Annotated in this window: 16 protein-coding genes; 9 read left to right on the forward strand and 7 right to left on the reverse strand. The window is 71.2% G+C overall.

Translation table 11 applies throughout. The annotated features are described in order from the left end of the window. Positions 1 to 3: 3 nt before the first annotated feature. Positions 4 to 1,002, reverse strand: coding sequence for a magnesium/cobalt transporter CorA (gene corA / locus ACH414_RS24840; protein WP_382546619.1), 999 nt, complete (start codon positions 1,000 to 1,002; stop codon positions 4 to 6). Positions 1,003 to 1,022: 20 nt separating this feature from the next. Here corA and ACH414_RS24845 point away from each other — a divergent pair, with 20 nt between their 5' ends. From ACH414_RS24845 to ACH414_RS24865, 5 genes are all read left to right on the forward strand, one after another. Continuing rightward, positions 1,023 to 1,712, forward strand: coding sequence for a histidine phosphatase family protein (locus ACH414_RS24845; RefSeq protein WP_382546235.1), 690 nt, complete (start codon positions 1,023 to 1,025; stop codon positions 1,710 to 1,712). Between the two features lie 101 nt (positions 1,713 to 1,813). Beyond that, on the forward strand, positions 1,814 to 2,404 hold the full coding sequence (locus ACH414_RS24850) for a DUF3090 domain-containing protein (RefSeq protein ID WP_382546233.1): 591 nt from the start codon (positions 1,814 to 1,816) through the stop codon (positions 2,402 to 2,404). Then, positions 2,401 to 3,204, forward strand: a complete 804-nt coding sequence (locus tag ACH414_RS24855) for an SCO1664 family protein (RefSeq protein WP_382546230.1) — start codon at positions 2,401 to 2,403, stop codon at positions 3,202 to 3,204. The genes ACH414_RS24850 and ACH414_RS24855 overlap by 4 nt, the downstream gene beginning before the upstream one ends. Before the next feature lie 157 nt (positions 3,205 to 3,361). After that, positions 3,362 to 4,591, forward strand: coding sequence for a cysteine--1-D-myo-inosityl 2-amino-2-deoxy-alpha-D-glucopyranoside ligase (mshC, locus tag ACH414_RS24860; protein WP_398943388.1), 1,230 nt, complete (start codon positions 3,362 to 3,364; stop codon positions 4,589 to 4,591). A gap of 111 nt (positions 4,592 to 4,702) precedes the next feature. Beyond that, on the forward strand, positions 4,703 to 7,798 hold the full coding sequence (locus ACH414_RS24865; protein WP_398943390.1) for an NPCBM/NEW2 domain-containing protein: 3,096 nt from the start codon (positions 4,703 to 4,705) through the stop codon (positions 7,796 to 7,798). A gap of 288 nt (positions 7,799 to 8,086) precedes the next feature. On the opposite strand, the gene ACH414_RS24870 is transcribed toward ACH414_RS24865, so the two are convergent. The 6 genes from ACH414_RS24870 to ACH414_RS24895 all read right to left on the reverse strand — a co-directional run bounded on the left by ACH414_RS24870 (position 8,087) and on the right by ACH414_RS24895 (position 15,523). After that, entirely contained in the window at positions 8,087 to 9,133 is a 1,047-nt protein-coding gene (locus ACH414_RS24870) for a PAC2 family protein (protein ID WP_382546222.1), read from the reverse strand. Positions 9,134 to 9,276: 143 nt separating this feature from the next. Beyond that, entirely contained in the window at positions 9,277 to 10,338 is a 1,062-nt protein-coding gene (locus ACH414_RS24875; protein WP_382546219.1) for an LLM class flavin-dependent oxidoreductase, read from the reverse strand. A 132-nt stretch (positions 10,339 to 10,470) separates the two neighbouring features. Continuing rightward, a complete protein-coding gene (locus ACH414_RS24880; RefSeq protein WP_382546216.1) occupies positions 10,471 to 12,078 on the reverse strand; it encodes an FAD-dependent oxidoreductase in 1,608 nt (535 codons plus the stop codon). A gap of 16 nt (positions 12,079 to 12,094) precedes the next feature. Then, positions 12,095 to 13,624 (reverse strand): glycerol kinase GlpK, encoded by a 1,530-nt coding sequence (glpK, locus tag ACH414_RS24885; RefSeq protein ID WP_382546213.1) that lies wholly within the window; start codon positions 13,622 to 13,624, stop codon positions 12,095 to 12,097. Between the two features lie 35 nt (positions 13,625 to 13,659). Further along, positions 13,660 to 14,445 (reverse strand): MIP/aquaporin family protein, encoded by a 786-nt coding sequence (locus ACH414_RS24890; RefSeq protein WP_386566459.1) that lies wholly within the window; start codon positions 14,443 to 14,445, stop codon positions 13,660 to 13,662. A 313-nt stretch (positions 14,446 to 14,758) separates the two neighbouring features. Further along, positions 14,759 to 15,523, reverse strand: a complete 765-nt coding sequence (locus tag ACH414_RS24895) for an IclR family transcriptional regulator (protein ID WP_382546207.1) — start codon at positions 15,521 to 15,523, stop codon at positions 14,759 to 14,761. A gap of 245 nt (positions 15,524 to 15,768) precedes the next feature. Between ACH414_RS24895 and metH the strand changes: the two genes are divergently transcribed. The 4 genes from metH to ACH414_RS24915 all read left to right on the forward strand — a co-directional run bounded on the left by metH (position 15,769) and on the right by ACH414_RS24915 (position 23,835). Next, a complete protein-coding gene (gene metH / locus ACH414_RS24900) occupies positions 15,769 to 19,287 on the forward strand; it encodes a methionine synthase (protein WP_398943392.1) in 3,519 nt (1,172 codons plus the stop codon). A gap of 137 nt (positions 19,288 to 19,424) precedes the next feature. Next, complete coding sequence (locus ACH414_RS24905) at positions 19,425 to 20,156, forward strand: HAD family hydrolase (protein ID WP_382546202.1); 732 nt, start codon at positions 19,425 to 19,427, stop codon at positions 20,154 to 20,156. A gap of 439 nt (positions 20,157 to 20,595) precedes the next feature. After that, entirely contained in the window at positions 20,596 to 22,185 is a 1,590-nt protein-coding gene (locus ACH414_RS24910; protein WP_398943394.1) for an ABC transporter substrate-binding protein, read from the forward strand. A 69-nt stretch (positions 22,186 to 22,254) separates the two neighbouring features. After that, positions 22,255 to 23,835, forward strand: a complete 1,581-nt coding sequence (locus tag ACH414_RS24915) for an ABC transporter substrate-binding protein (protein WP_391769913.1) — start codon at positions 22,255 to 22,257, stop codon at positions 23,833 to 23,835. The last annotated feature ends 31 nt before the right edge of the window (positions 23,836 to 23,866 follow it).

A 23,866-nucleotide genomic window follows, 5' to 3' on the forward strand; every position in this document is an offset into this window, starting at 1 on the left:
GGCTCACATCCAGCCGCGCCGCTTGAACAGCCGGTAGAGCCCCGCCACGATCCCCGCCATCAGCAGGATCACGGCCGGGTACGACCACACCCAGTGCAGCTCCGGCATGTGCTCGAAGTTCATCCCGTAGATGCCCGCGACCATCGTGGGCACCGCGGCCATCGCCGCCCAGGCGGAGATCTTCCGCATGTCGTCGTTCTGCCGCACGCCCATCTGCGCCAGATGCGCCGACAGAACGTCCGAAAGCAGCCGGTCGAGCCCCTCGACCTGCTCGTTGGCGCGCAGCAGGTGGTCGTTGACGTCCCGGAAGAACGGCACCGCCTTGTCGTGCACGAAGGGCACCTGGCCGCCCGTCGCGAGGCGGGCCATCGGCCCGGACAGCGGGACGGACGCCCGGCGGAACTCCAGGACCTGCCGCTTGGCCGTGTAGATCCGCTCGGCCGTCCGCGCCGGGCTGCCGCCGCCCGAGGGCGCGAAGACGTCGGCCTCCAGCTCCTCCAGGTCGACCTGGAGCTCGCCGGCGACGTCGAGGTAGTGGTCCACGACGGCGTCGCCGACCGCGTACAGCACCGCGGTCGGACCGTGCTTGAGCACCTCCGGCTCCGCCTCCAGACGCCTGCGGACGGCCGCCAGCGGGGCGCCCTCGCCGTGCCGCACGGTCACCACGAAGGAGTCGCCGATGAACACCATCAGCTCGTCCGAGGTGACCCGGTCGCTCTCCGGCTCGTACACGACCGGCTTGAGCACCACGAAGAGCGAGTCGTCGTAGACCTCCAGCTTGGGGCGCTGGTGCGCCTTCAGGGCGTCCTCCACGGCCAGCGGGTGCAGCGCGAACTCCGAGGAGACGTGCGCGAACTCCGCCTCCGTCGGTTCGTGCAGGCCGACCCACAGGAAGGCGTCACCGGTCGCCCGCGCCTCGTCCAGCGCGTCGGACAGATCGGCGGGTCCGTCCGTCCTGCGCCCGTCCCGGTAGATGGCTGAGTCCACGATCACGGACCGTATTGTCGCCTAGGCTGGCCGACATGGCCACGCTGATCCTCGTCCGGCACGGACGTTCCACCGCCAACACCTCCGGGGTGCTCGCCGGGCGGATGCCCGGGGTCGCCCTCGACGAACGCGGCTCGGAGCAGGCCGCCGCGCTGCCCGGGCGCCTCGCCGGCGTGCCGCTCGCCGCCGTCGTCTCCAGCCCGCTGCAGCGCTGCCGGGAGACCGTGCGCCCGCTGCTCGACGCCCGCCCCGGCCTCGCGCTGCACACCGAGGAGCGGATCAGCGAGTGCGACTACGGCGACTGGTCGGGCCGCAAGCTCGCCGAACTCGCCGACGAGCCGCTCATGGAGGTCGTCCAGGCGCACGCCTCGGCCGCCGCCTTCCCCGGCGGCGAGTCCATGCGGGCCATGCAGTCCCGTGCCGTGGACGCCGTACGCGACTGGAACGCCCGGATCGAGGCCGAGCACGGCGAGGACGCCGTCTACGCGATGTGCTCGCACGGCGACATCATCAAGTCGGTCGTGGCCGACGCCCTCGGCCTCCACCTCGACCTCTTCCAGCGCATTCACGTCGACCCCTGTTCCCTCACCGTCATCCGCTACACCCGTCTGCGCCCCTTCCTGGTTCGCCTCGGCGACACCGGCGACCTCGCCGCGCTCGCCCCGCGCGAGACCCCCGGCGACAGCGGGGCGGCGGAGGTGGGGGGCGGTGCGGGCGCACCGTGATCCTTCCGCGCAGTAGGGTGGACGCGCCGCCGCGGCCACACCGCGCGGTGGCACACCAGCCCACGCCAGCACCACAGTCGAGACCCAAGGGAGTCCGGAACGTGTCCCGTCAGGTGTTCCTCTACGACCCACCGGAGCGTTTCGTGGCCGGCACGGTCGGGCTGCCTGGCCGCCGTACGTTCTTCCTCCAGGCGTCAGCGGCCGGCCGGGTCACCAGCGTCGCCCTGGAGAAGACCCAGGTCGCGGCCCTCGCCGAGCGCATCGACGAACTCCTCGACGAGGTCGTCCGCCGCACCGGGGGAAACGCGCCCGTCCCCGCGGTCGCCCCGGCCGAGATCGCCGACACCGCCCCGCTGGACACCCCCGTCGAGGAGGAGTTCCGGGTCGGCACCATGGCGCTCGCCTGGGACGGCGAGGAGCAGCGCATGATCGTCGAGGCGCAGGCGCTCGTCGAGCTCGACGCGGACTCCGAGGAGGACCTCGCCGCGGCCGAGGAGCGGCTGCTCCAGGACGAGGAGAACGGCCCGCCGATGCTCCGCGTGCGGCTCACCGGCGCCATGGCCAGGGCCTTCGCCAAGCGGGCCCTGGACGTCGTCAACGCCGGTCGCCCGCCGTGCCCGCTGTGCAGCCTGCCGCTGGACCCCGAGGGCCACGTCTGCCCGCGCCAGAACGGATACCGGCGCGGAGCATGAGCGGTGACCGGACCCCCGCCGTCGTCGACCTGCTCACCCGGGGGGAGCTGACCGTCCGCGGCCAGGTCCGCGAGGCCTCCAACGCCGTGCTCTTCTGCTCCGTCGCGTACGAGGGCGAGCAGGCGGACTGCGTCTACAAGCCGGTCATGGGGGAGCGCCCGCTCTGGGACTTCCCCGACGGCAACCTCGCCCGGCGCGAGGTCGCCGCCTACGAGCTCTCCGAGGCCACCGGCTGGGGCCTGGTGCCGCCGACGGTGCTGCGCGACGGGCCGTACGGCGAGGGGATGGTCCAGCTCTGGGTCGAGGCCGACCCCTCGGCCGCGCTGCTCGCCCTGGTCGACGACGAGGAGGCCGGCGAGGGGTGGAAGGCCGTGGGGCCCGCCCAGGTCGCCGAGGACCGCACCGCGCTGCTCGTCCACGCCGACACCCCCCAGCTGCGCCGGATGGCCGTCCTGGACGCCGTCATCAACAACGGCGACCGCAAGGGCGGGCATCTGCTGCCCGCGCCGGACGGACGGCTCTACGGGATCGACCACGGCGTCTCCTTCCACGTGGACGACAAGCTGCGCACCCTGCTGTGGGGCTGGGCGGGGGAGGAGCTCACCGAGGAGGCCGCGGCCGTCCTCGACCGGCTCGACGGGCAGCTCGCCCCGGGCACTCCATTGGCCGAACGGCTCGCCGCCCTGCTCACCGGCCCCGAGGTGGACGCCCTGCGGGAGCGGGTGGCCGGGCTGCGCAGGACCGGGCGGCACCCCGTACCGTCCGGGCAGTGGCCGGCGATCCCCTGGCCGCCCGTGTGACATCCGACGGCCGTCCGACGCTTTTCGGCCAGGTCGGCCGACGGGGTGAGACCCCCAGGGGGTATGCATGGACGTGTCCGTCCCGCAAGACCGCCTAATCGGTCAAGATCCCGGATGCGGTTCGTATCCGGAACAGCTGTCCGGTTACGCTCAGGACATGCATGCCTGGCCCGCTTCTGAGGTCCCCGCCCTGCCCGGCAAGGGCCGCGACCTCCGGATTCACGACACCGCGACCGGCGGACGAGTCACCCTCGCCCCCGGCCCCGTCGCCCGCATCTACGTCTGCGGCATCACGCCGTACGACGCGACCCACATGGGTCACGCGGCGACCTACAACGCGTTCGACCTCGTTCAGCGCGTGTGGCTCGACACCAAGCGGCAGGTTCACTACGTCCAGAACGTGACCGACGTGGACGACCCGCTGCTCGAGCGGGCGATCCGGGACGGCGTCGACTGGGTCGGGCTCGCCGAGCGCGAGACCGCCCTGTTCCGCGAGGACATGACCGCCCTGCGCATGCTGCCCCCGCAGGACTACGTCGGCGCCGTCGAGGCGATACCGGGCATCGTCCCGCTCGTCGAGCAGCTGCGGGACTCCGGTGCCGCCTACGAGCTCGAGGGCGACATCTACTTCTCGGTCGAGGCCGACCCGCACTTCGGTCAGGTGTCGAACTACGACACCGAGCTGATGCGCCACCTGTCCGCCGAGCGCGGCGGCGACCCCGACCGCCCGGGCAAGAAGAACCCGCTGGACCCGATGCTGTGGATGGCCGCCCGCGAGGGCGAGCCGAGCTGGGACGGCGCCAGCCTCGGCCCCGGCCGCCCCGGCTGGCACATCGAGTGCGTCGCCATCGCCCTCGACCACCTGGGCATGGGCTTCGACGTGCAGGGCGGCGGCTCCGACCTGATCTTCCCGCACCACGAGATGGGTGCCTCCCACGCCCAGAGCCTCACCGGCGAGTTCCCCATGGCCAAGGCGTACGTGCACGCCGGCATGGTCGCCCTGGACGGCGAGAAGATGTCCAAGTCCAAGGGCAACCTGGTCTTCGTCTCCAAGCTGCGCAGGGACGGCGTCGACCCGGCCGCCATCCGGCTCGCCCTGCTCTCGCACCACTACCGCGCCGACTGGGAGTGGACCGACCAGGTCCTGCAGGACGCCGTCGCGCGCCTCGGCCGTTGGCGCGCCGCCGTCTCGCGCCCCGACGGACCGTCCGCCGACGCCCTCGTCGAGGAGCTCCGCGAGGCGCTCTCCGACGACCTGGACGCCCCGACCGCGCTCGCCGCGGTCGACCGCTGGGCCGCTCTGCAGGAGGCCGAGGGCGGCACCGACGAGTCCGCCCCCGGGCTCGTCTCCCGCGCCGTCGACGCGCTGCTCGGCGTCGCCCTGTAGTCAGGAGCGCCGACTCCCGTACCACCGGCCGCCCTTGGGCTTCTTCGTGAAGTCCGGGGGCGGTTCCTTTTTGTCCTGTCGCACTGCTCGAATCTGCGCTAAACAAGCCCCATGCAATCATCAATGAGCATGAGAGCTGCAGTCGCCGGTGCACTGATCGGCCTGCTCGCCGTCTTCGCCGTACCCGGCGGCAGCGCGGCGGCCGCGCCCACAGGCAGCACCGCCCCGACCCGGAACGCCGTCGCCACCGACACCACGGTCGGCGACCTGACCGCCTTCGCCGCCGACGGAGCCGTCTACCGGCTGACCGCCGGCCGCGCGGAGGCCCGGGTCAGCTTCGTCTCCGAGGACACCTTCCGGATCGAGCTGGCCCCCGACGGCAAGTTCACCGACCCCACCGGCCAGGACATCGTCCTGCCGCAGGGCCCGCCGCCCGCCACCCGCTGGGCCGACCTCGGCGACCGCTACGAGCTCAGCACCGCCCGGGTGACCCTGCGCGCCTTCAAGGCCCCGCTGCGTTTCGCCGCCGTCCGCGCCGACGGCACCCCCCTGTGGTCCGAGACCCAGGGCCTCACCTGGAACCAGGACCGCACCACCCAGACCCTGGCCCGCGGTGCCGACGAGCAGTTCTACGGCGCCGGCATGCAGAACGGCCGCGGCAACACCTCCCACCGCGGCAAGACCGTCGAGGTCGGCGTCGACTACAACTGGAACGACGGCGGCCACCCCAACTCCGTCCCGTTCTACCTCTCCTCCGCCGGCTACGGCGTCTACCGCAACACCTACGCCCCCAACACCTACGTCTTCGGCGAGCCCGTCACCACCACCGCCCGCGAACAGCGCTTCGACGCCTACTACTTCGCCGGCGGCAACGGACCCGGCGCCGTCAAGGACGTCATCGGGCAGTACACCCGGCTCACCGGAAAGCCGTTCCTGCCCCCGGTCTACGGCCTGGAGATCGGCGACTCCGACTGCTACCTCCACAACGCCAACCGCGGCGAACGGCACACCCTCGACTCCCTGAAGATCGCCGACGGCTACGTCCGAAACGACATGCCCAACGGCTGGATGCTCGTCAACGACGGCTACGGCTGCGGCTACGAGAACCTCGCCGAGACCGCCCAGGGCCTCCACGACCGCGGCATGCAGCTCGGCCTGTGGACCGAGGACGGCATCGACAAGCTCGCCGACCAGGTGAAGGCCGGCCAGCGGGTCGCCAAGCTGGACGTCGCCTGGGTCGGCGACGGCTACAAGTTCGCCCTCGACGGCTGCAAGGGCGCCTACGCCGGCATCGAGGCCAACAGCGACGCCCGGGGCTTCACCTGGGCCCCCGAGAGCTGGTCCGGCGCCCAGCGCTGCGGGGTCCAGTGGTCCGGCGACCAGTCCGGCAGCTGGGAGTACATCCGCTGGCAGATCCCCACCTACGCCGGCGCCTCCATGTCCGGGCTCGCCTACACCACCGGCGACGTCGACGGCATCTTCGGCGGCAGCGCCAAGACGTACACCCGTGACCTCCAGTGGAAGATGTTCCTGCCGGTCACCATGACCATGGACGGCTGGGCCGCCATGGACAAGCAGCCCTACCGGTACGGCGAGCCGTACACCTCGATCAACCGGGCCTCCCTCAAGCTCCACGAGGCACTGCTGCCCTACATCTACTCCGGCGCCTACCAGGCCACCCGCACCGGAGTCGGCCTCGCCCGGCCGCTCGCCCTGGAGTACCCGGACGACCCGGTGGCCGCCTCGGACGCCGCCAAGTACGAGTTCCTCAGCGGCCAGGACTTCCTCGTCGCGCCCGTCTACAAGGACGCGGTGGAGCGCGACGGTATCTATCTGCCCAAGGGCACCTGGATCGACTACTGGAACGGGCGCGTCTACGAGGGCCCGATGACCCTCGACGACTACAGCGCCCCGCTCGACACCCTGCCGCTGTTCGTCCGGGCCGGCGCCACCGTCCCCATGTGGCCCGGCGGCATCCGCTCCTACACCCAGCGCACCCCCGGCTCCCAGCTGGCCTGGGACGTCTACCCGCAGGGCAACTCGTCCTTCACCCTGTACGAGGACGACGGCGTCACCCGTGAGCACCGCGGCGGTCGGTACGCCACCCAGCGCGCCGACGTCAGGGCCCCGCTCCGCGGCGCGGGCGACGTGACCGTGCGCGTCGGCGCCAGCGAGGGCTCCTACACCGGCAAGGCCACCGCCCGCCCGTACGCCTTCACCGTCCACACCGGCGACGCCCCCAGCGGAGTCACCCTGGGCGGACGCGCGCTGCCGGCGCTCACCTCGAAGGCCGCCTTCGAGGCCGCCGACCAGGGCTGGTGGTACGACCGGGACGACCGCGGCGGCGTGGTGCGGGTCAAGACCACCGCCCAGCGCACCGACCGCGCCTTCACCCTGCTGCTGACCGGCACCAGCGCCGTCGGCGGAGCCGTCGCCGGCGCCCCGGCGGCCGTCGCCGCCGCCGTCGGCCAGGAGCTGGGGGCGGGCACGCCCGGCACCGTCGCCGTCGACGTCACCGCCGGCAGCCGGGACGCTCTCGGCGTCGAGGTCGGCCTCACCGCCCCGGCCGGCTGGCAGGTCACCCCGGCCGCCCGGATCGCGCGCATCCCGGCCGGCACCACCCGCCGCGTCGAGGTCGCCGTCACCCCCGCCCGGGACGCCGCACCGGGCGAGGCCACGCTCACCGCGACCGTCCGCCACCGGGCGGCCGGGGTGGACCGCACGGCGACCCAGCGGTTCGCCGTCGGGGTGATGCCCGAGCCGCCGACCGCCTCGGCATGGGCGAGCGACCTGGTCTGGCTGAAGGCCGGCAACGGCTGGGGGCCGCCCGAACGCGACCGCTCCAACGGCGAGTCCGCCGCCGGCGACGGACACCCCCTCACCCTGGCGGGCACGACCTACGAGAAGGGCATCGGCGCCCACGCCGACTCCGACATCGAGGTCTACCTCGGCGGCCGTTGCTCCGCCTTCACCGCCCAGGTCGGCATCGACGACGAGATCGACGGCTACGGCGAGGTCGCCTTCTCCGTCGAAGCGGACGGCGAGGTGCTGTGGACCTCGCCCAAGCTGACGGGCGCCTCGGCGACCGTGCCCGTCGACGTCGACCTGACCGGGGCACGCCATGTGCACCTGAGGGTCACCGACACCAACGGCTCCAAGAGCGGCGACCACGGCGACTGGGCGGACGCGCGGTTCGACTGCGCCTGACGGTCCCCGCGCGATGGGGTGGGAGCGCCCGTTCGGACAACGGTACGAAAGGGCGCTCCATGCCTCGCCCCGTGCAACGTTCCTTCGCACGAAGAAGTCTCCCGGGAGCCGCCGCGGCCGGTAGCGCGGCGGCTCTCCTCGGGCCGCTCGGCGGGACCGCCCAGCGGCCGGGACCCGGGGACCTTACCCACCGCCCTCGCGCTGCCCGACGGCTTCCGACCCGAGGGCATCGCCATCGGGCACGAATCCACGGGAGGGGCGGCCGCGCCGCCCCTCCCGTGGATCCGCTCACTCCCCGGAGCCGTCCGGGTCCTCGGTCCCGCCGTCGGCACCGGCCCCGTCGTCGCCCTCGCCGCGGTCGGCGGGGGGCTCGGCGCCCGGCACCGCCTCCGGGCCCGGCTGCTGCGGCTTCGGCGGGCGGGTCCGGTCGCTGGGTCCGTCCCGCAGGTACGGCGCGTCGCCGCCCTCCGTCGCGACGCCCGGACCGGGCGCGCCCGGCTCGCGGCGCCGCAGATAGCGCTCGAACTCGCGGGCGATGGCCTCGCCGGAGGCCTCCGGCAGCTCGGCCGTGTCCCGCGCCTCCTCCAGGGTCTGGACGTACTCGGCCACCTCGCTGTCCTCGGCGGCCAGTTGGTCCACGCCCAGCTGCCAGGCCCGCGCGTCCTCGGGCAGCTCGCCCAGCGGGATGCGCAGGTCGATCAGGTCCTCCAGGCGGTTCAGGAGGGCCAGCGTCGCCTTCGGGTTCGGCGGCTGCGACACGTAGTGCGGCACCGCCGCCCACAGGCTCACCGCCGGCACCCCGGCGTGGGTGCACGCCTCCTGGAGGATGCCCACGATCCCCGTCGGGCCCTCGTAGCGGGTCTCCTCCAGATCCATCGTCCGCGCCAGATCGGGGTCGGAGGTGACCCCGCTGACCGGAACCGGACGTGTGTGCGGGGTGTCGCCGAGCAGCGCGCCCAGGATCACCACCATCTCCACGCCCAGCTCATGGGCGAAGCCCAGGAGCTCGTTGCAGAACGAACGCCAGCGCATCGACGGCTCGATCCCGCGCACCAGGACCAGGTCCCGCGGCTTGTCACCGCCGATCCGCACCACGGAGAGCCGGGTCGTGGGCCAGGTGATCTTCCGGACGCCGTTGTCCAGCCACACCGTGGGCCGGTTCACCTGGAAGTCGTAGTAGTCCTCGGCGTCCAGCGCCGCGAACACCTCGCCCTTCCACTCCCGGTCCAGATGGGCGACCGCCGCCGAGGCGGCGTCACCGGCGTCGTTCCACCCCTCGAACGCGGCCACCATGACCGGGTCGATCAGCTCGGGAACCCCCTCGAGCTCGATCACCCAGCGCCTCCTTCGTCGAAGTTCCTGTCGTACGGACCAACCTTACGGCTTTCCGGCGGCCCGCCCGCAGCCCTCGGACCCGCCCGAAAGCCGATCCGGCCTTGATCGACTACCCAGGAACCCACGTCGGCACGCGTACCCCCTCACTCCTCCCAGAGCGTGCTCGGCGCCTCCTTGCGCACCACCGGCGCGATCTCCTCGGCGAACCGCTCCAGGGTCTCGATCTGCTCCGCCGTGGACTGCCCGAACGCGTCCACCGTGATGGACTGCAGGTCGTGGCCGTACACCTCGTGATAGCCGAGGATCTTGTCGATGATCTGCTGCGGGGAGCCGATCAGCTGCGGGCCGCCCGCGATGGCGTCCTCGATCGTGCGGAACGGGGTGTTGTACCCGGCCTTGCCCTCCAGATGCGGCCGGAAGCTCTGCCGCACCCGCGCCTCGTACAGCTCCTTGTAGCGGGTGACCGCCTGCTCGGGGCTGTCGGCGATGAGCAGCCCGCCGGAGCCCGCCGCCACGCGCGCGTCCTTCGGATCGTGCCCGTACTCCTCGAACCGCTCGCGGTAGTGGGCGATGAGCTTCGCGTACGCCTCGCGCGGCTGGATGGCGTTGGCCGTGAACAGCGGGTCGCCGTGCTTCGCCGCCAGCTCGGGGGAGTTCAGGCTGGTCGCCGAGCCGTGCCAGACGCGGGGCGCCCCGGCGTACGGGCGGGGGACGGTGGTCACGTTCCTCAGCGGGGGACGGAACTCGCCCTCCCAGTCCACCCCTTCCTCCGTCCAGAGCCTGCGCAGCAGCTCGTACTTCTCCTTCTGCAGGTCCCACTGGCGCTCCTCGTCCAGGCCGAAGAGGTCGAAGTGGCCGGCCTCCGCGCCCTTGCCGACGACGAGTTCGATCCGGCCGCGGGAGAGCAGGTCGAGCGTCGCGTAGTCCTCGGCGACCCGGACCGGGTCCAGGATCGCGACGACGGTGACGCCGGTCAGGAGCCGGATCCGGGAGGTCCGGGCCGCCAGCGCGCCGAGCACGACGGAGGGGCTGGAGGAGAGGAAGGGGCCGGCGTGCCGCTCGCCGATGGAGTACGCGTCGAAGCCGAGCCGCTCGGCGGCCTCGCCGACCGTCAGGACCTGCTCCAACCGGGCGGCGGCGGGGTCGAGTTCGCCGGTGAGGGGGTGCGGGGCATGGCCGATGAGGGAGAGCACCTGAAACTTCATGGTTCAACTCTGCGCGCCCGGTGTTGCGGCGGTATGGCGGCAGTATGGCGGGCACGCGGGTACGGGTAAGAGGCGGTCTCCCTGGGAGACCGCCCCTTACCGACTGCCGCTACCGGTGCCGCTCCGCGAGGGTCACTCGCCCCGCAGCATGTCCTCGACCTTGCCGCGGATCTCGTCCGTGGCGAGGCCGCGGATGGTCAGCGTGGTGCGGCGGCGCAGCACGTCGTCCGCGGTCTCGGCCCACTCGTGGTCGCGGGCGTAGGCGACCTGCGCCCAGATCTCCGGCGCGTCCGGGTGGATGCGCTCGGCGAGCGCCGGGTTCTCGTTCGCCATGCGGGCGATGTCGAAGGAGAGGGAGCCGTAGTGCGTCGCCAGGTGCCGGGCGGTGTCGGCGGACATCCGCGGGCCGGGCGCCGGGCCGTCCACCATCAGGCGGTGGGTGACGGCGTTCGGGTTGGCGATGCCGGGCAGCGGCAGCCGCTTCGGCAGCGCCGACACCGGCTCGTAGTCGTCGCCCAGCGGGTGCCCGGGCAGCGACTCCAGCTTCTTCATGATGGTGCGGCCGATGTGGCGGAAGGTGGTCCACTTGCCGCCGGCCACCGACAGCATGCCGCCGCGGCCCTCGGTGACGACCGTCTCGCGCTTCGCCTTGGAGGTGTCGCCGGGACCGCCCGGGAGCACCCGCAGACCGGCGAAGGCGTAGGTGATCAGGGAGCGGTCGAGCTGCTGGTCGCGGATGGAGAAGGCGGCCTCGTCCAGGATCTGGGCGATGTCCTTGTCGTTGACCGCGACCTCGCCCGGGTCGCCCTCGTACTCCTCGTCGGTGGTGCCGAGCAGCAGCATGTCCTCCCACGGGAGGGCGAAGGTGATCCGGTACTTGTCGATCGGGGTGGCCAGCGCCGCCTTCCAGGGGGCGGTGCGCTTGAGGACCAGGTGCGCGCCCTTGGAGAGGCGGATGGAGGGGGCCGCGTTGGGGTCCTCCATCTTGCGCAGGTGGTCCACCCACGGGCCGGTGGCGTTCAGGACCAGGCGGGCGCTGACGCCGAACTCCTCGCCGTCGAGCCGGTCCTTCAGCTCGGCGCCGGTGACCCGGCCCTTGGTGAAGCGCAGGCCGGTGACCTCGGCGTGGTTGAGGACGACCGCGCCGGCGTCGACCGCGGCGCGGACCGTCATCAGGGCCATGCGGGAGTCGTTCATCTGGTCGTCGCCGTAGACGGCGACGGCCTTGAGGTTGTCCGTGCGCAGCTCCGGCACGTCCTGGGCGGCCTTGGCCGGGCTGAGCAGGTGCCCGACGCCGTCGCCGAAGGCGGACAGGGCGCTGTAGGCGAAGACACCGGCGCCGAGCTTGGCCGCGCCGTGCGGGCCGCCCTTGTAGACGGGCAGGTAGAAGGTGAGCGGGTTGGACAGGTGGGGGGCCACCTGCCGGGAGACCGCCCGCCGCTCGAAGTGGTTCTCCGCGACCAGCTTCACCGCGCCGGTCTGCAGGTAGCGCAGACCGCCGTGGAGGAGCTTGGAGGAGGCGGAGGAGGTGGCGCCGGCGAAGTCGCCGGCGTCCACCAGGGCCACCCGCAGCCCGGACTGCGCGGCGTGCCAGGCGGTGGAGATGCCCAGGATGCCGCCGCCGATCACCAGGAGGTCGTACGTCGCCTTGGACAGCTGCTCTCTGGTCTCGGCGCGGGTCGGAAGCGAACCGGCGGCCGGGTGCGTCCCCAGGGAGGGGAGGCTCTGCAGGGTGGTCATCGCGAATTACTCCTCGTCAGTTCTCTTCTGCTTCGAGCCAGCCCATGGAGCGCTCGACGGCCTTGAGCCAGTTCTTGTACTCGCTGTCGCGCTTGTCGGCGTCCATGCGAGGGGTCCACTCGGCGGCCCGGCGCCAGTTGGAGCGCAGGGCGTCGGTGTCGGGCCAGAAGCCGACGGCCAGACCGGCGGCGTAGGCGGCGCCGAGGCAGGTGGTCTCGGCGACCATCGGGCGCACGACGGGGGCGTCCAGGAAGTCCGAGAGGGTCTGCATCAGCAGGTTGTTGGAGGTCATGCCGCCGTCGACCTTGAGCGCGGTCAGCTCGACGCCCGAGTCCTTGGTCATGGCGTCGGTGATCTCGCGGGTCTGCCAGGCGGTGGCCTCGAGGACGGCGCGGGCGATGTGCGCCTTGGTGACGTACCGGGTGAGGCCGGCGATCACGCCGCGGGCGTCGGAGCGCCAGTACGGGGCGAACAGACCGGAGAAGGCCGGGACGAAGTAGGCGCCGCCGTTGTCCTCGACGGAGGAGGCCAGGGTCTCGATCTCCGCGGCGGACTTGATGAGGCCCATCTGGTCGCGCATCCACTGCACCAGCGAGCCGGTGACGGCGATCGAGCCCTCCAGGGCGTAGACCGGCTTCTCGTCGCCGATCTGGTAGCCGACCGTGGTCAGCAGGCCGCTGTAGGAGTTGATGATCTTGTCGCCGGTGTTCATCAGCATGAACGTGCCGGTGCCGTACGTGGACTTGGCCTCGCCCTCGGCGAAACAGGTCTGGCCGAACAGGGCGGCCTGCTGGTCGCCGAGCGCGGAGGCGACCGGGACGCCGTCGAGGACGCCGCCCTTGACCGTGCCGTACACCTCGGCGGAGGAGCGGATCTCGGGGAGCACGGCGGCGGGGATGTCGATCGAGGCGAGGATGCGCTCGTCCCAGGCCATCTCGTGCAGGTTCATCAGGAGGGTGCGCGAGGCGTTGGTGACGTCGGTGACGTGGACGCCGCCCTCGACGCCGCCGGTCAGGTTCCAGATGACCCAGGAGTCCATGGTGCCGAAGAGGATCTCGCCGCGCTCGGCGCGCTCGCGCAGGCCCTCGACGTTGTCCAGCAGCCAGCGGACCTTGGGGCCGGAGAAGTACGAGGCCAGCGGCAGGCCGGTCTCGCGGCGGAAGCGGTCCTGGCCGACGTTGCGGCCGAGCTCCTTGCACAGGGCGTCGGTGCGGGTGTCCTGCCAGACGAGGGCGTTGTGGACCGGCTCACCGGTGTTCTTGTCCCACATCAGCGTGGTCTCGCGCTGGTTGGTGATGCCGATCGCCTTGACGTCGGCGGAGGTGATGCCCGCCTTGGCGATCGCACCGGCGACGACCTCCTGGACGTTCGCCCAGATCTCGGTGGCGTCGTGCTCGACCCAGCCCGGCTTCGGGAAGATCTGCTCGTGCTCCTTCTGGTCGACGGAGACGATCCGGCCGTCCTTGTCGAAGACGATGCAGCGGGACGAGGTGGTGCCCTGGTCGATGGCCGCGATGAACGGGCCGGAGGTGTGTGCGTCGGTCACGGTGTACTCCAAGGGAGGTCTGGAAGAAGGACGGCTCAGGCGAACGCGATGTTGTAGATACCCGCGGCGATGGCTCCACCGATCAGCGGACCGACGACGGGGATCCAGGCGTAGCTCCAGTCGGAGCCGCCCTTGTTCGGGAGCGGGAGCAGGGCGTGCACGATGCGCGGGCCGAGGTCACGCGCGGGGTTGATCGCGTAGCCGGTCGGGCCGCCGAGCGAGAGGCCGATGGAGACGACGACGAAGGCCGTGATGAGGGCGCCGATGACGCCGAGGCCCTTGCCGCTGTCGTTGAGGCCCTGGGTGAGCACGGCGAGGACGAGCACGACGGTGCCGATGATCTCGGTGGCCAGGTTCTGCCAGGTGTTACGGATCTCCGGGCCGGTCGAGAAGATGCCGAGCACCGGACCGGCGCCGGGGGCGGCCTTCTGGTCGACCATGCCCTCCTCGTGCGGGGTCGAGATGACGGACTCGTCCGTGAGGTGCGCCTGGAACTGGCCGTAGTAGGCCACCCAGACCAGCGCCGCGCCGATCATCGCGCCGAGCATCTGGCCGGCGATGTAGACCGGCACGTTGCTCCAGTCGCCGTCCTTGATCGCGATACCGATCGTCACCGCGGGGTTCAGATGGGCCCCGGAGAGGGAAGCGGTCATGTACACCGCCGTCATGACGGCGAAGCCCCACCCGAAGGTGATCGCGAGCCAGCCGGCCCCGCGGGCCTTGGAGCTCTTGAGCGTCACGGCGGCGCAGACACCACCGCCGAGCAGAATGAGTACGGCGGTACCGATGGTCTCGCCGATGAAGATGTCGGAGCTGGACACCCGCGACTCCTTTGTCCTTCGTCCAGGGGAAGGCGGACCCCGGGTCCCTCCGGTGGTCCGCGCCCTCGGGGGTGAGGGCGTTGCCGGCCCTTGGCACTGTCACACCTTAGCGCGTATTGCCGGTAGCTGTTCGACAATGCCGACCGATGAACGGAAGTTTTGCGCCACGGTTAACAGCGCGTCAAGGGTTGCGGGTGCGAAAAACCCGCCGATAACGCGATCGTTACCGACGGGTTCAGTCGTGTTCGGGCGCAGGTGGGCCACTCGTTGCCGCGAGGCCCCGAGGCGGCCCCGGGAGCGGCCTGGATGGGGCCTAGAAGCGGCCCGCTCCGAGGTCCCTGGAGACCGCCCGGGCGCAGTCCCGCACCGCCGCCACCAGTTCGGAGCGCAGCTCGCCCTCGGCGCACACCCGCTCCACCGCGCCCGTGATGGCCACCGCGCCCACCGGCATCCGGCGCCGGTCGTGGATCGGCGCCGCCACCGAGGCCACGCCCTCCCAGGTCTCCTCCACGTCGGCCGCCCAGCCGCGCGCCCGGGTCAGGTCGAGCAGGGACTCGAAGCCCTGCAGGTCGGTGACGGTACGGGGCGTGAAGGGCTCCCGGGAGACCTCCACCGCCTCGCTGTGCGCCACCGGGTCGTAGGCCGACAGCACCTTGCCCAGGGCCGTGGAGTGCAGGGGCTGCATGGCTCCCACCTCCAGCACCTGCCGGCTGTCGTCGGGCCGGAAGACGTGGTGGACGATGAGCACGCCCGACTGGTGCAGCACCCCGAGGTGGACGCTCTCCCCGCTGGAGCGGGCCAGGTCGTCCGTCCACACGAGGGCCCGCGCGCGCAGCTCGTGCACGTCGAGATAGCTGTTGCCCAGGCGCAGCAGCTCCGCCCCCAGCTGGTAGCGGCCCGAGGCCGGGTCCTGCTCCACGAAGCCCTCGGCCTGCAGGGTGCGCAGGATGCCGTGCGCCGTCCCCTTGGCGAGCCCCAGGGAGGAGGCGATGTCGGACAGGCCGAGCCGGCGCTCGCCGCCCGCGAGCAGTCGCAGCATCGCCGCCGCCCGTTCAAGCGACTGGATGTTCTTCGCCATCGCCCGGCCCTTCTCCTCACATGCTGTTCGACAATGCTGAACACTATCGGTCGATGCCGACCTTGTGTCACACAAGACAGTGTCGTGCACGAGAGGGGTCGACCGGGAGTCCTCGCACACAGGATGCAGTCCACCTTGTGAAACCCGATGTCCACCCCGGCGTCCGCGCGGTTAGTCTGACCCCGTGCGCTCTCCACCGGGGGGCGCAAAGCCGACAGCCGTCGCACCCGAGGGAGACTTCTTCCATGGCCTCGTCGCCGACCCCTTCCGCCGCAGCCGCGACCCCCGCCCAGCGGGCCGACGCACTTCGCGAGGCCTTCGCCTCCCGGGTCGTCGTCTCCGACGGCGCGATGGGCACCATGCTCCAGGCCCAGGACCCTTCCCTCGAGGACTTCCAGCAGCTCGAGGGCTGTAACGAGATCCTCAACGTCTCCCGTCCGGACATCGTCCGCTCGGTCCACGACGCCTACCTCGAGGTCGGCACCGACTGCGTCGGCACCAACACCTTCAACTGCAACTTCTCCGCGCTCGGCGAGTACGACATCGCCCACCGCATCCACGAGCTCTCCGAGGCCGGCGCCAGGATCGCCCGCGAGGCCGCCGACGCGTACACCCAGCAGACCGGTCAGCAGCGCTGGGTCCTCGGCTCCATGGGCCCCGGCACCAAGCTGCCCACCCTCGGACACGTCGACTACGGCACCATCCGCGACGCCTACCAGCAGAACGCCGAGGGCCTCCTCTCCGGCGGCGCCGACGCCCTCCTGGTGGAGACCACCCAGGACCTGCTGCAGACCAAGGCCGCGATCATCGCCGCCCACCGCGCCATGGAGACCGCCGGCTACACGGTCCCGCTGATCACCTCGGTCACCGTCGAGACGACGGGCACCATGCTGCTCGGCTCCGAGATCGGCGCCGCGCTCACCGCGCTGGAGCCGCTCGGCATCGACATGATCGGCATGAACTGCGCCACCGGCCCGGCCGAGATGAGCGAGCACCTGCGCTACCTCGCCCGGCACTCCGGCATCGCCCTCTCCTGCATGCCCAACGCCGGCCTCCCCGTCCTGACCAAGGACGGCGCCTACTACCCGCTGTCGCCCGCCGAGCTGGCCGACGCCCACGAGACCTTCGTCGGCGAGTACGGCCTCAACCTGGTCGGCGGCTGCTGCGGCACCACCCCCGAGCACCTGCGCCAGGTCGTCGAGCGGGTCCGCGGGCTCGTCCCGCCGGTCCGCGAGCCGCGCCCCGAGCCGGGCGCCGCCTCGCTCTACCAGACCGTCCCGTTCCGCCAGGACACCTCGTACATGGCGATCGGCGAGCGCACCAACGCCAACGGTTCGAAGAAGTTCCGCGAGGCCATGCTGGAGGGCCGCTGGGACGACTGCGTGGAGATGGCCCGGGACCAGATCCGCGAGGGCGCGCACATGCTCGACCTGTGCGTGGACTACGTGGGCCGCGACGGCGTCGCCGACATGGCCGAGCTGGCGGGGCGCTTCGCGACCGCCTCCACCCTGCCGATCGTGCTCGACTCCACCGAGGTCGAGGTCATCCGGGCCGGCCTGGAGAAGCTGGGCGGGCGTGCCGTCATCAACTCGGTCAACTACGAGGACGGCGACGGACCCGAGTCCCGCTTCGCCAAGGTCACCCGACTGGCCCAGGAGCACGGCGCCGCGCTGATCGCCCTGACCATCGACGAGGAGGGCCAGGCCCGTACCGTCGAGAACAAGGTCGCCATCGCCGAGCGGCTGATCGCCGACCTCACCGGCAACTGGGGGATCAACGAGTCGGACATCCTGATCGACACCCTGACCTTCACCATCTGCACCGGTCAGGAGGAGTCCCGCAAGGACGGCATCGCCACCATCGAGGCCATCCGCGAGCTGAAGCGGCGCCACCCGGACGTCCAGACCACGCTGGGCCTGTCCAACATCTCCTTCGGCCTCAACCCGGCCGCCCGCATCCTGCTGAACTCGGTCTTCCTCGACGAGTGCGTCAAGGCCGGCCTGGACTCGGCGATCGTGCACGCGTCGAAGATCCTGCCGATCGCCCGCTTCGACGAGGAGCAGGTCACCACCGCCCTCGACCTGATCTACGACCGGCGCACCGAGGGCTACGACCCGCTGCAGAAGCTGATGGCGCTCTTCGAGGGCGCCACCACCAAGTCCCTCAAGGCCGGCAAGGCCGAGGAACTGCTGGCACTGCCGCTGGAGGAGCGCCTCAAGCGCCGGATCATCGACGGCGAGAAGAACGGCCTGGAGGCCGACCTCGACGCGGCCCTGGCCGACCGGCCCGCCCTCGACATCGTCAACGAGACGCTGCTGGACGGCATGAAGGTCGTCGGCGAGCTCTTCGGATCCGGGCAGATGCAGCTGCCGTTCGTGCTCCAGTCCGCCGAGGTCATGAAGAACGCGGTGGCCTATCTGGAGCCGCACATGGAGAAGTCGGACGCGGAGGGCAAGGGCACGATCGTGCTGGCCACCGTCCGCGGCGACGTCCACGACATCGGCAAGAACCTCGTCGACATCATCCTCTCCAACAACGGCTACAACGTCGTCAACCTGGGCATCAAGCAGCCGGTCTCCGCGATCCTGGAGGCCGCCGAGGAGCACGGCGCCGACGTCATCGGGATGTCCGGACTGCTGGTCAAGTCCACGGTGATCATGAAGGAGAACCTGGAGGAGCTGAACCAGCGCGAGCTGGCGGCCAAGTACCCGGTGATCCTCGGCGGCGCGGCCCTCACCCGGGCCTATGTCGAGCAGGACCTGCACGAGGTCTACCAGGGCGAGGTCCGCTACGCCCGCGACGCCTTCGAGGGCCTGCGCCTGATGGACGCCCTGATCGCGGTCAAGCGCGGCGTGCCCGGCGCCGCCCTGCCCGAGCTCAAGCAGCGCCGGGTCGCCAAGGGCGCCGCCACCCTCCAGATCGACGAGCCCGAGCCGGGCGGCCGCTCGGACGTCGCCACCGACAACCCGGTGCCGACCCCGCCGTTCTGGGGCACCCGGGTGGTCAAGGGCATCCAGCTCAAGGAGTACGCGAGCTGGCTCGACGAGGGCGCGCTCTTCAAGGGCCAGTGGGGCCTGAAGCAGAACCGGGCCGGCGACGGACCGACGTACGAGGAGCTGGTGGAGAGCGAGGGCCGGCCGCGGCTGCGCGGCTGGCTGGAGCGCCTGCACACGGAGAACCTGCTGGAGGCGGCCGTCGTGCACGGCTACTTCCCCTGTGTCTCCAAGGGCGACGACCTGATCATCCTCGACGACGACGGCAACGAGCGCACCCGCTTCACCTTCCCGCGCCAGCGCCGCGGCCGGCGTCTGTGCCTGGCCGACTTCTTCCGCCCGGAGGACTCCGGCGAGACCGACGTCGTCGGCCTCCAGGTCGTCACCGTCGGCTCGCGGATCGGCGAGGCCACGGCCAAGCTCTTCGCGTCCGACTCCTACCGCGACTACCTCGAACTGCACGGCCTGTCCGTGCAGCTGGCCGAGGCGCTCGCCGAGTACTGGCACGCCCGGGTCCGCGCCGAGCTCGGCTTCGCCGGCGAGGACCCGGCGGACGTCGAGGACATGTTCGCGCTGAAGTACCGCGGTGCGCGCTTCTCGCTGGGCTACGGCGCCTGCCCGGACCTAGAGGACCGGGCGAAGATCGCCGAGCTCCTGCAGCCGGAGCGGATCGGGGTGCACCTCTCCGAGGAGTTCCAGCTGCACCCGGAGCAGTCCACGGACGCGATCGTCATCCATCACCCGGAGGCGAAGTACTTCAACGCTCGGTGACAGGTGCCGGGGTAAATCCCTGCGCCTGGTGTGAGTGAGACGTACACTGGTCGGTCCAGTGCAGGCCGGTCGCCCACCCCCGTACCGGGGAGGGTGACCGGCCTTCTCGTCCCCCGATGTCGATGGAGGTGTGCCGGATGACCAGTACGGTACCCGCGTCCCTGTTCCGTGCCGACGGCCGTTCCGCCCTGCAGGCGGTCTTCCTCGACATGGACGGCACCCTCGTCGACACCGAGGGCTTCTGGTGGGACGCGGAGGTCGAGGTCTTCGCGGACCTCGGACACCGGCTCGACGTCGCCTGGAAGGAGATCGTCGTCGGCGGCCCGATGACCCGCAGCGCCGGCTACCTCATCGAGGCCACCGGTGCCGACATCACCCTCGAAGAGCTGACGGTGCTGCTCAACGAGAAGTTCGAGCAGCGCATCGGCCGGGGCGTGCCGCTGATGCCGGGCGCCGAGCGGCTGCTCGCCGAGCTGGCCCGGCACAACATCCCGGCCGCCCTGGTCTCGGCCTCGCACCGCAGGATCATCGACCGGGTGCTGCACTCCCTGGGGCGCGACCGCTTCGCCCTCACGGTGGCGGGCGACGAGGTCGGCCGGACCAAGCCGCACCCCGAGCCGTATCTGACCGCCGCGCACGGGGTGGGCGCCGACCCGGCGCTTTGCGCCGTCATCGAGGACACGGCGACCGGTGTGGCCTCGGCGGAGGCGGCCGGCTGCCGGGTCGTCGCGGTGCCCTCGGTCGCGCCGATCGCCCCCTCCGCGGGCCGCGTCGTCGTGCGGTCCCTGGAGGAGGTCGACGTCCCCTTCCTGCGCACGCTGATCGCGTCCCCGGGCTCCTCCACGCCGGCTCCCACGGGCCGGATCTGAGCTTTATTTGAGGTTCAATGTCCGAAAAGGGCTCTGCGTGACCTTGGTCACGCAGAGTGCCTGCCGGGGGGCGATTCCCGGGCAGGGCGTGTCCGGAACATGACGATTTCCCTGCACCCATGTGTCCCGTTTCGATCAGTGACGCACGAATCATGCCGACGCATGGTTATCGATCGATCCGCATTCATGCTCACCGTGTGGTGATCGAACGCACCCCCGCGGTCCTTCGGCGGCGCCGCCGCCCACTAATCTTTCGCGAGTACTCCGCCGCACCTTCCGCGTGCCCCGGCGCCCACCCAAGTCGCCGCGCACGCAGGACCGATCGCACCCCCATCCCGGCCCGATCGCCCCCGCCCCGACCGGGCGGCCGGCGGAGTGAACGATGCCGCTGTACCCAGTGCCGGCCGTCACCCGGGGCCGGATGAGGAGAACGTCCCTGATGAACCGCAAGACCCTGGTGCTGCCGGCCGTGGCCGCACTGCTCACCCCCCTGCTCTCCGCCTGCGGCGGAGGGGACGCGAGCAGAGCGATCGTCGTGGGCACCACGGACCAGTTCGTCGCCACCGAGGACGCCCCCGCCCCGCTCGACCCGGCCTTCGCCTACGACACCGGCGCCTGGAACGTGCTGCGCCAGACCGTGCAGACGCTCATGCACGTCCCGCGCGGCGGCGGCCAGCCGGTCCCCGAGGCAGCCGAGAGCTGCGGCTTCTCCGACAAGCTGAGCGAGAGCTACCGCTGCCAGCTGCGCGACGGCCTCACCTTCGCCGACGGCACCCCGATCACCGCCGAGGACGTCAAGTTCTCCATCGAGCGCGTGCTCGCCATCAAGTCCGACAACGGCACCGCCGCCCTGCTGGCGAACATCGACACCGTCGAGACCAAGGGCGACCGCGAGGTGGTCTTCCACCTCAAGACGCCCGACGCGACCTTCCCGTACAAGATCTCCACCCCCGTCGCCGGCATCCTCAGCAAGGACAAGTACGACGGCAAGCAGCTCCGCGCGGGCTTCGACGTCGACGGCTCCGGCCCGTACACGATGAAGGTCGAGCGCGACGGCGACAAGGTGACGAAGTTCGTCTTCACCAAGAACGCCAAGTACAAGGGCGACATCACCCTGCGCAACGACCGCGTCGAACTGCGCCCCTTCGACGACGCCGACAGCATGGACGCGGCGCTGGAGCGCAAGGACATCGACATGATGGCCCGCTCCATGTCGCAGCCGCAGATCAAGCAGCTCACCGAGAAGCCGCAGGACGGCATCGAGCTCACCGAGGTCCCCGGCCTGGAGATCCGCTACCTCGCCTTCAACACCAAGGCCCCCTCCGTCGAGGACAAGGCCGTCCGGCAGGCCATGGCCTCCGTGGTCGACCGCGGCGCGCTCGTCAACGACGTCTACGGCCCCACCGCACAGCCGCTGTACTCGCTGATCCCCTCCAGCGTCACCGGCCACGCCACCTCGTTCATCGACACCTACGGCGAGCCGGACAGCACCAAGGCCGCCAAGATCCTGCGCGACGCGGGCGTCAAGACGCCGGTCAAGGTCACCCTGCACTACACGACCGACCACTACGGCTCCGAGACCGCCAAGGAGTTCGAGGCCCTGCGCGGCCAGCTCAACTCCACCGAGCTCTTCGACGTACGGATCCAGGGCACCGAGTGGTCCAAGTTCCGCCCGGCCCAGAAGCGCGGCGACTACGCCGTCTACGGCCTCGGCTGGTTCCCCGACTACCCGGACCCGGACAACTACATCGCTCCGTTCCTCGACAGCGACAACTTCCTCAACACCCCCTACGTCAACCAGTCCGTCCGTGACCGGCTGATCCCGCAGTCGCGCCGGGAGGCCGACCGCACCGCCGCGACCCCCGTCTTCGAGCAGATCCAGAAGATCGTCGCCAAGGACGTCCCGGTCCTGCCGCTGTGGCAGGGCAAGCAGTACGTCGCCGCGCGCGACGACGTCACCGGCGTCGAGTGGGCGCTGAACACCTCCTCCGACCTGCTCCTGTGGGAGCTCGGCCGCGGCACCGCCTGACCCCTTCGTTCGTACCGGCCGCGCAGCCGTTGCGCGGCCGGCCTGGCAAGAGATCAAGAGGCAAGTTCTGTGAAGGCACACAACAAGTGGCTGACGGCCCCGCTCGCGGCGGGGCTCGCGGCAGCGATGCTCAGCGGCTGCGGCACCGAGCAGGGCGGCGGCTCCGGGGGAACCGGCAACACCGTCCGCGTCGGCATGTCGGACGAGATCATGGCGACCGACCCCGCCGCCGGTTACGACCCCGGCTCCTGGCTGCTGTTCAACAACGTCTTCCAGTCCCTCCTCAGCTTCCCGAAGGGGGCTTCCGAGCCCGAGCCCGAGGCCGCCGACAAGTGCGGCTTCTCGTCCGGCAGCAAGGTCTACACCTGCACCCTCCGCGACGGCCTGAAGTTCTCCAACGGCAACCCGCTCACCTCACAGGACGTCAAGTTCTCCTTCGAGCGCGCCCTGAAGATCGCCGACCCCTCGGGCCCCGCGCCGCTGCTGTCGGCCATCGACAGCATCGAGACCCCCGACGCGCGGACCGTCGTCTTCAAGCTCAAGGTCCCCGACGCCACCTTCCCGAGCAAGATCGCCTCCGGCGCCGGCTCCATCGTCGACCACCGCGAGTACCCGGCGGACGCGCTGCGCACGGACGGCAAGGCGGTCGGCTCCGGCCCCTACAAGCTGGACTCCTTCAGCGACACCGAGGCCGTCTTCACCGCCAACAACGCCTACCAGGGCAACGCCAAGCGGCGCAACGACGGCGTCACCCTCAAGCTCTACGGCGGTGACCGCCAGGCCCTCTCCAAGGCCCTGTCCGCCGACGAGATCGACGTCGCCTACCGAGGCCTGTCCGCCGACGAGATCGCCACCCTGGAAACCTCCACCAGCGCCGACAAGGGCATCGAGGTCGTCCAGGGCACCAGCGCCGAGGTCCAGCACCTCGTGTTCAACGTCAAGGACCCCGTCGTCGGGAAGCTCGGCGTCCGCAAGGCCATCGCCCACCTCGTCGACCGCGAGGCGATCGTCCAGGACATCCACAAGTCGACCGCCACCCCGCTCTACTCGATCGTCCCGGCGGGCATCCCCGGCCACAACACCGCCTTCTTCGACACCTACGGCAGCCCCGACCGGGCCAAGGCCGAGAAGGCGCTCCGCTCCGCCGGCATCACCGGCAAGGTCAAGCTCACCCTCTGGTCCACCCCCAGCCGCTACGGCCCCTCCACCGACGCGGACGTCAAGGCGATAGCCGAGCAGCTCAACGCCAGCGGCCTGTTCGACGCCCAGGCCAAGTCCGTCGAGTACGAGCAGTACGAGAAGGACATCGCCGCGGGCAAGTACGGCGTCTACGTCAAGGGCTGGGTCCCCGACTACCCGGACGCCGACAACTTCACCACCCCGTTCTTCGGCGACGACAACGTCCTCGGCAACCGCTACGAGAACGCCGTGATCACCGGCGAGCTGCTGCCGGCCGTCGCCGCGTCTCCCGACCGGTCCGAGACCGGGTCCACCTACAACAAGGTCCAGGACCTCGTCGCGGACGAGCTGCCGCTGCTCCCGCTGTGGCAGGGCAAGCAGTACGCCGTCGCCCGCGACAACGTCACCGGCCTGGAGTGGACCCTCGACGCGTCCACCGTCTTCCGCTTCTGGGAGATCAAGAAGGGCTGACACCCGCCCTGCCACACGAGGGGCCCGGCAC

The organism is Streptomyces sp. NPDC020422, assembly GCF_044386705.1.
In the GTDB taxonomy this organism is placed as follows: Bacteria; Actinomycetota; Actinomycetes; order Streptomycetales; family Streptomycetaceae; genus Streptomyces.

Bases quoted from the DNA above. Each gene is read 5' to 3' on its own strand.
- ACH414_RS24855 (WP_382546230.1), top strand. From the start codon at position 2,401: ATGAGCGGTGACCGGACCCCCGCCGTCGTCGACCTGCTCACCCGGGGG.
- mshC (WP_398943388.1), top strand. From the start codon at position 3,362: ATGCATGCCTGGCCCGCTTCTGAGGTCCCCGCCCTGCCCGGCAAGGGC.
- metH (WP_398943392.1), top strand. From the start codon at position 15,769: ATGGCCTCGTCGCCGACCCCTTCCGCCGCAGCCGCGACCCCCGCCCAG.
- ACH414_RS24910 (WP_398943394.1), top strand. From the start codon at position 20,596: ATGAACCGCAAGACCCTGGTGCTGCCGGCCGTGGCCGCACTGCTCACC.
- ACH414_RS24905 (WP_382546202.1), top strand. From the start codon at position 19,425: ATGACCAGTACGGTACCCGCGTCCCTGTTCCGTGCCGACGGCCGTTCC.
- ACH414_RS24880 (WP_382546216.1), bottom strand. From the start codon at position 12,078: ATGACCACCCTGCAGAGCCTCCCCTCCCTGGGGACGCACCCGGCCGCC.
- ACH414_RS24875 (WP_382546219.1), bottom strand. From the start codon at position 10,338: ATGAAGTTTCAGGTGCTCTCCCTCATCGGCCATGCCCCGCACCCCCTC.
- ACH414_RS24865 (WP_398943390.1), top strand. From the start codon at position 4,703: ATGCAATCATCAATGAGCATGAGAGCTGCAGTCGCCGGTGCACTGATC.
- ACH414_RS24895 (WP_382546207.1), bottom strand. From the start codon at position 15,523: ATGGCGAAGAACATCCAGTCGCTTGAACGGGCGGCGGCGATGCTGCGA.
- ACH414_RS24845 (WP_382546235.1), top strand. From the start codon at position 1,023: ATGGCCACGCTGATCCTCGTCCGGCACGGACGTTCCACCGCCAACACC.